Source organism: Streptomyces sp. NPDC051940 (assembly GCF_040680895.1).
GTDB lineage: Bacteria > Actinomycetota > Actinomycetes > Streptomycetales > Streptomycetaceae > Streptomyces.
This window is the reverse complement of the sequence record NZ_JBFAXR010000219.1, coordinates 1-7360: the sequence shown is the minus strand read 5'-3', so window position 1 is coordinate 7360 and position 7360 is coordinate 1. Positions and strand designations below refer to the sequence as shown.

General features: G+C 71.4%; 3 protein-coding genes and 1 pseudogene. 3 read left to right on the top strand and 1 reads right to left on the bottom strand.

The features are described 5' to 3' along the window. Positions 1-563 (bottom strand): annotated as a pseudogene (locus AB0M28_RS39080) (flap endonuclease); the annotation flags it as partial. 270 nt (positions 564-833) lie between these two features. Between AB0M28_RS39080 and AB0M28_RS39075 the strand changes: the two are divergent. The 3 genes from AB0M28_RS39075 to AB0M28_RS39065 all read left to right on the top strand — a co-directional run. After that, on the top strand, positions 834-1916 hold the full coding sequence (locus AB0M28_RS39075; protein WP_365415371.1) for a glycine betaine/L-proline ABC transporter ATP-binding protein: 1083 nt from the start codon (positions 834-836) through the stop codon (positions 1914-1916). Beyond that, positions 1909-4536: an ABC transporter permease/substrate binding protein gene (locus tag AB0M28_RS39070; RefSeq protein WP_365415369.1), complete on the top strand. Its 2628-nt coding sequence runs from the start codon at positions 1909-1911 to the stop codon at positions 4534-4536. Before AB0M28_RS39075 ends, AB0M28_RS39070 begins: the two co-directional genes overlap by 8 nt. A 189-nt stretch (positions 4537-4725) precedes the next feature. Next, the coding region (locus AB0M28_RS39065; protein ID WP_365415368.1) for a S8 family serine peptidase at positions 4726-7360 on the top strand (2635 nt) is incomplete at its 3' end.

Here is a 7360-nt window from a genome sequence, read left to right as displayed (position 1 = left end):
AGGTCGACGTACCCGGGGCCGTCGACGCCGTACTTCTCGCGCAGCGCCGCCTCGTCCATCAGCGTGGCGTTGCCCACACCCTTGACCGGGTAGACCACGCGGACCCCGCGGGCGTCGTCGATGAGCTGGAAGAGGTCGCGGTCGCCCGTGACGATGTCCACGGGCCCCTTGGCCAGACCCGTCAGCGTGCCGATCACGTCGTCCGCCTCGTACGGCGCGACGCCGACGCGGGCGATGCCCAGCGCGTCGAGCACCTCCTCGATCACCGGCACCTGCGGGGAGAGCGTGTCGGGCACCTCCTCCACGTCAGGCTCGGCGTCGCCCGGGTGCTCCTCGACCACCCGGTGCGCCTTGTACGACGGGATCAGGTCCACCCGCCACTGCGGGCGCCAGTCGGCGTCCATGCAGGCCACCAGGTCGTCCGGATCGTGGTCCTGGACCAGCCGGGCGATGAAGTCGAGCAGCCCGCGCACGGCGTTCACCGGCGTGCCGTCGGGGGCCCTGATCGATTCGGGCACGCCGAAGAAGGCGCGGAAGTACAGGCTCGCGGTGTCGAGAAGCATCAGGCGTCGGCTCACCCACCGCATGATGCCGCACGGGTGTGACATCGGGGCGGCGCGGCGCCCCGGGGCAGCGCGGTCCGAGACGCTCGAGTGACGTATGAGGTTGCAGTGAACTCCTGTGAAGCACGTCACTTATGCGTTTGTGCGGATCAAGGGCGGGCAGCCGGGCAGGCGGAGCGAACTCCGGCATGCCGGAGGCGGGCGGACCCCGTGCTCCCACGACCCGGACGCGGGGGAGACGGGTCGTGCCACATCGACACGTGAGGTTGTATGTCCAGGCTGCAGGCCGAAAACCTGTTCAAGGTCTTCGGTAAACGCCCTGAGGAGGCGGTCACCCGGCTGAAGGCCGGCGCGGACCGCGACGAACTGCGGGAGAGCGGCACCACCGCCGCGGTGATCGACGCGTCGTTCACCGTGGAACCGGGGCAGATCTTCGTCGTCATGGGTCTCTCCGGCTCCGGCAAGTCCACGCTGCTGCGGATGCTGAACGGGCTTCTGGAGCCCACCGCCGGCCGCGTGCTCTTCGACGGCCAGGACCTGACCTCGCTGCCGGTGCGCGAGCTCCGCGAGGTCCGCTCCCGCAAGATCAGCATGGTCTTCCAGCACTTCGCCCTCTTCCCGCACCGCAGCGTGCTGGAGAACGCGGCGTACGGGCTGGAGGTGCAGGGCGTACCCAAGGCACAGCGGCTGCAGCGCGCCACCGAGGCGCTGGCCCTGTGCGGCCTGGAGGGCTGGGAGAACTCCTGGCCCGACGAACTCTCCGGCGGCATGCAGCAGCGCGTGGGCCTGGCCCGCGCGCTCGCCACCGACGCCGACCTGCTGCTGATGGACGAGTCCTTCAGCGCCCTCGACCCGCTGATCCGCCGCGATATGCAGGACCAGCTGCTCGAACTGCAGACGAAGCTGAAGAAGACCATCGTCTTCATCACCCACGACCTCAACGAGGCCATGCGCATCGGCGACCGCATCGCCGTGATGCGCGACGGCCGTGTCGTACAGACCGGCACGCCCGAGGACATCCTCATCCGCCCGGCGGACGACTACGTGCGCCGCTTCGTCGAGGACGTCGACCGAGCCCGCGTCATCACCGCCGGCGCCATCATGGAGGAGCCCAGCACCGTCTTCGACGGGGTGCGCTTCCGTACCAACCAGTGCGTGCTGGACGCCACTCCGGCCACGGTCGAGGCCGACACCCCGGTCGCCGACCTGTTCGCCTCCATCGCCGGCAGCGACGCCCCCATCGCCGTCACCAACGAGGAGGGCGAGCTGCTCGGCGTCGTCGGGCGCGAGCACCTGCTGCGGGTCCTGGGCGAGCAGAGCCCGGCGGACGAGAAGGTGGCCGCCCATGCCTGAGCTCGATCTCGGCTCCAAGGTGGAGTCGGCCGTCGACTGGCTGCAGTCGCACGCCGGCTGGCTCTTCGACGCCGCCAACACCGTTCTGACCGGCATGTACGACGGCGTGAACGCCGTCCTCGGCGGCCCCGAGCCGCTGCTGATGGCCGGTATCTTCACCGTCGTCGCCTTCTGGCTGCGCGGTCTCGCGCCCGCCGTGCTGGCCTTCCTCGGCTTCGCGGTGATCGACGCGGTCGGTCTGTGGACGGAGTCCATGGAGACCCTCTCCATGGTGCTCGTGTCCGCCGCGATCACGGTGGTCCTCGCCGTGCCGCTGGGCATCTGGGCCGCCCGCAACAAGGCGGTCAGCACCGGCATCCGGCCGGTCCTGGACTTCATGCAGACGATGCCGGCGATGGTCTACCTGATCCCCGGCGTGGTCTTCTTCAGCGTCGGCGTGACGCCGGGCCTGATCGCCACGGTCATCTTCTCCATGCCGCCCGGCGTGCGGATGACCGAGCTGGGCATCCGGCAGGTCGACGGCGAACTCGTCGAGGCCGCCGAGGCGTTCGGCACCACCCCCGGCCACACGCTGCGCCGCGTGCAGCTGCCGCTCGCGCTGCCGACCATCATGGCCGGCGTCAACCAGGTCATCATGCTGGCGCTGTCGATGGTCGTCATCGCCGGTATGGCCGGCGCCGACGGCCTCGGTGAGACGGTCTACAACGCCGTCACCCGGGTGGAGATCGGCACCGGCTTCGAGAGCGGCCTGGCGGTCGTCATCCTGGCCATGTACCTGGACCGGATGACCGGCGCCCTCAACCAGCGCGTCTCGCCGCTCGGCCGGCGCGCCCTGGCCAAGGCCGCCGCCACGGCCGGCGGACTGAAGCTGCTGCAGTACCGTCCCGGCACCGCCGTCGCCACCGTCGGCGTCGTCGTCCTGGCGCTGATCGCGGGCGGCATGAACATCACCTCCTCCGACGACGACGGCAAGGCGGACACCGCCGCGAGCACGAACGTCGGCAAGGGCAGGAAGATCTCCATGGGCTACATCCCGTGGGACGAGGGCATCGCCTCCACCTATCTGTGGAAGGAGCTGCTGGAGCAGCGCGGCTACCGGCCGGAGCTCAAGCAGCTCGACCCGGGCCCGCTCTTCTCCGCCCAGGCGCAGGGCCAGATCGACCTCCAGACCGACGCCTGGCTGCCGGTCACCCACGAGTCGTACTGGAAGCAGTACGGCGACAAGCTGGAGGACCTCGGCTCCTGGTTCGGCCCCACCTCCCTGGAGCTGAGCGTCCCGTCGTACGTCGAGGGCATCGACTCGCTGGAGGACCTGAAGGACCACAAGGGCGAGTTCAAGGGCCGGATCATCGGCATCGAGTCCAGCGCCGGGATGATGGGCATCCTGAAGGACAAGGTCGTCAAGGAGTACGGCCTCGAGGACTGGCAGGTCGTCGCCTCCTCCACCTCCTCGATGCTCGCCGAACTGCAGCGCTCGTACGCCAAGAAGGAGCCCGTCGTCGTCACCCTGTGGTCGCCGCACTGGGCCTACAGCAAGTACGGCCTGAAGAAGCTGGCCGACCCGAAGAAGGCCTGGGGCAGCGGCGACGGTGTGCACACCACCGCGCGCAAGGGCTTCTCCGCCGACGAGCCGACGGTCGCCGGCTGGATGAAGAACTTCAAGATGACCGAGAAGGAGCTCACCTCCCTCGAGGAGAAGATCACCGACGCCGGTCAGGGCAAGGAGCAGGACGCCGTCCGCGCCTGGCTGAAGGAGCACCCCGGCTTCGCGGCGAAGGCCGCCCCCCTCCCCGGCGGCGGTGGCGCGAAGCAGCAGGGCAAGGACGCCGGCAAGGCCGTGAACCTCGGCTACTTCCCGTGGGACGAGGCCATCGCCGCCACCTACCTGTGGCAGAACGTGCTGGAGGACCGCGGCTACAAGCCCACCGTCAAGCAGCTCGACCCGGGCCCGCTGTACGCGGCCATGGCGCAGGGCCAGATGGACGTCCAGTTCGACTCGTGGCTGCCGACGACGCACGAGCAGTACATGACGAAGTACGGCGACAAGCTCACCGACGTGGGCTCCTGGTACGGGCCGACGTCGCTGGAGCTGAGCGTGCCGTCGTACATGAAGGACATCAAGTCGCTCGAGGATCTCAAGAGCCACAAGGGCGAGTTCAAGGGGAAGATCATCGGCATCGAGGCGAGCGCCGGGATGATGGGGATCCTGAAGGACAAGGTCGTCAAGGAGTACGGCCTCGAGGACTGGGACATCGTGTCCTCGTCCACCGCGTCGATGCTCGCCGAACTGGACCGCGCGTACAAGAAGAAGGAGCCCGTCGTGGTGACCCTGTGGTCGCCGCACTGGGCCTACGCCAAGTACGGCCTGACCAAGCTCGCCGACCCGAAGGGCGCCTGGGGCAAGGGCGACGAGATCCACACGGTCGGCAAGAAGGACTTCGCCGCGGACTTCCCGGAGTTCCACGGCTGGCTGAAGCACTTCAAGCTGTCGGAGGAGGAACTCGCCTCGCTCGAGGCCGAGATCATCGACGGCGGCCAGGGCAACGAGAAGGAGTCCGCCCGCCACTGGATGGACGGCCACCCCGGCATCGTCGACCGGCTGGCACCCGTCACGGGCTGAACAGGCCCCCGCAGACCGGAGCCCCGTCTCCCCGCCCACCCTCTCCGGGCGGGGGACGGGGCTCCGTCGTTCCCGCTCCGCGCGGAGGTCACGGGTTCCGGATCAGTTCTTCATCGGTGCTTCACAGGTACGCCCCTACGGTCGTCGGCGCCCCCCAACTCGACAGCAAGGGAAGGGAAGCAGATGGCGATGCTCAGCAGAGCATCCGCGGGTGTCATCGCCGCCGGGATCGCCCTGGCAGCCGTACCGGGCCCGACCGCCGGAGCCACGACGGCGGACGCACGGCCGCCCGCGCCCGGTGCGGGCGGGACGGCCACCTCGGTCACCCTGATCACCGGCGACCGGGTGGAGCTCCCGGCCGGGACGGAGCGGCCGGTGATCATCCCGGCCCCGGGGCGCGGCGCGTACGCGTTCCGGATCAGCCATGACGGCGGACACCTGCGGGTGGTCCCCGCCGACGCGGCGGGGCTCGTCGGTTCGGGACGGCTCGACGCGCGGCTGTTCGACGTGACGGAGCTGGCGCGGCTCGGCTACGACGACCCGCGCCGGGCCGACACGCCCCTCATCGTCCGCTACCGGCACGATCCGCCCGGGAAGGCGCCCGCGGGGGCGCGGACGACCCGGCGGCTGCCCGGCCTCAGGGCCTCGGCCGTGTCCGTGTCCAAGCACGGCGCCGCCGGCTTCTGGAACGCGGTCACCACCAGCAGGGCCCCGCTCGACCGCCGGCTCGACCCGGACATCGCCGGGGTGTGGCTGAGCGGGAAGCGCAAAGCGGTCCTGGACCGCAGCGCCGCGCAGATCGGCGCGCCGGCGGCCTGGCAGCTGGGTCGGACCGGCAAGCAGGTCACCGTGGCGGTCATCGACTCCGGCATCGACACGACGCACCCCGATCTGGCGGGGAAGGTCGCGGACGCGGCGAACTTCACCGGCGAGGAGGCGGGCGACCACAACGGCCACGGCACCCACGTCGCCTCCGTCGTCGGCGGCACCGGAGCGGCGTCCGGCGGACGCTACCGGGGCATCGCCCCCGACGTACGGCTGCTGGACGCCAAGGCGTGCGACGCCGAGGGGTCCTGCTACGACGACGCGGTGCTGGCCGCCATGGAGTGGGCCGCGGCGACCAAGCGGGCGCCGGTCGTCAACATGAGCCTCGGCAGCCAGGACTGGCCGGGCACCGACCCGCTGGAGCAGGCGGTCGACGACCTCAGCCGGCGGTACGGCACCCTGTTCGTGGTGGCGGCCGGCAACAACGGCACGGCCCAGGGCGTCGACTCGCCCGGATCGGCGGACGCCGCGCTGACCGTCGGAGCGGTGGACCGGGACGACTCGCTCGCCGGGTTCTCCAGCCGCGGCCCGCGCGTCGGCGACCACGCCCTGAAGCCCGACCTCACGGCGCCGGGCACGGACATCGTGGCGGCCCGCGCCGCCGGTACGCACGACGGCGACGGGGAGGGCGCGGGGGGCACACAAGGCGGTGACGCGGACGGTCCGTACGTCGCGCTCTCGGGCACGTCGATGGCGACGCCCCACGTCGCCGGAACAGCGGCCCTGCTGCTGCAGGAGCACCCGGACTGGGACGCCGCCCGGCTGAAGTCCGCACTGATGGGGTCCGCCGCGCCCGCTCCCGGCGTCGCGGGCTTCGACCAGGGCGCCGGCCGCGTCGACGCCGCCCGGGCCGTCACCCAGGAGGTCACGGCCTCCCCGCCGGCGGCGGGCTTCGGGATCGCCCGCTGGCCGCACGAGGACGACGGCCTGCCGGCCCGCACGGTCGGCTACCGCAACACCGGCGCGGCCGACGTCACCCTCGACCTCGCTCTCGAGGCGGTGGACGGCGTCGGGTCCCGGGCGCCGGACGGTCTGCTCCGCCTCAGTACGACCCGTCTCACGGTTCCCGCCGGCGGCAGCGCCGAGGTGACCGTCACCGCGGACACGGCCTCGCCGTCCGTCGCACCCGGCTCCTACAGCGGGCAACTGCTGGCGGTCGCGGGGCAGACGCGGGTGAGCACGCCCGTCGGGGTGGTCAAGGAGGACGAGCGCTACGACCTGACGCTGCGCCACCTCGGCCGGGACGGCGCCACACCCGGCAGCCACGTCGTCTACCTGGACCGGATCGGCGATTGCCCGGACGATTCGTCGTGCCTCTTCGCGGAGGGCGGTTCGCAGGAGGTCACCACCTTCCGGGTGCCTCCCGGCGACTACAGCCTCGGCGCCTACAGCAGCGTCGACGGCCGGGACGGGCTGACGCTGCTCATGCAGCCGGTCCTGCACGTGGCGGCCGACACGTCGGTGACGCTGGACGCCGGGAAGGCGAAACCGCTCGTCATGAGCGCGCCCGACGACTCGGTGCGCCTCCTGGAGCACGATCTCAGCGCCCTCCTGAAGCTCGGCCGGGGCGCGCCCCCGAACGACACCGTCAGCTACACGATGGGCGGCGAGGACTCCAGCGCGCTGTACTCCGGGCACCTCGGGGAGGCGACGCCCCGGGAGGACGACCTCGTCAGCTACGTCCACGGGGTCTTCGCCGATCCCGGGACGGGCGACTTCGCCGACAGCCCGGTCGAGTACCAGCTGGCCGGCTTCCGGCGCGGGCGGCTGCACGACGGCGTGGAACTGCACCCGCGGGGCCGGGACTTCGCGAAGGTCCACACCACCGTCAGCGCCACCAGCGACGACAAGCGGTGGGTGCGGTCGACCAGCGGCGCGATTCCGGCCGAGGGGCCGGCGACTCCGTCGGCCTTCGTGGCCGGACTGGTGTCGCACCGGGTGCCCTTCTCGCGCACGCGGTACTTCCTCGCCGAGGGCGTGCGCTGGGGTTCGTCCTTCC

Coding starts and splice junctions, on each gene's coding strand:
- AB0M28_RS39075 (WP_365415371.1), top strand. CDS start 834: ATGTCCAGGCTGCAGGCCGAAAACCTGTTCAAGGTCTTCGGTAAACGC.
- AB0M28_RS39070 (WP_365415369.1), top strand. CDS start 1,909: ATGCCTGAGCTCGATCTCGGCTCCAAGGTGGAGTCGGCCGTCGACTGG.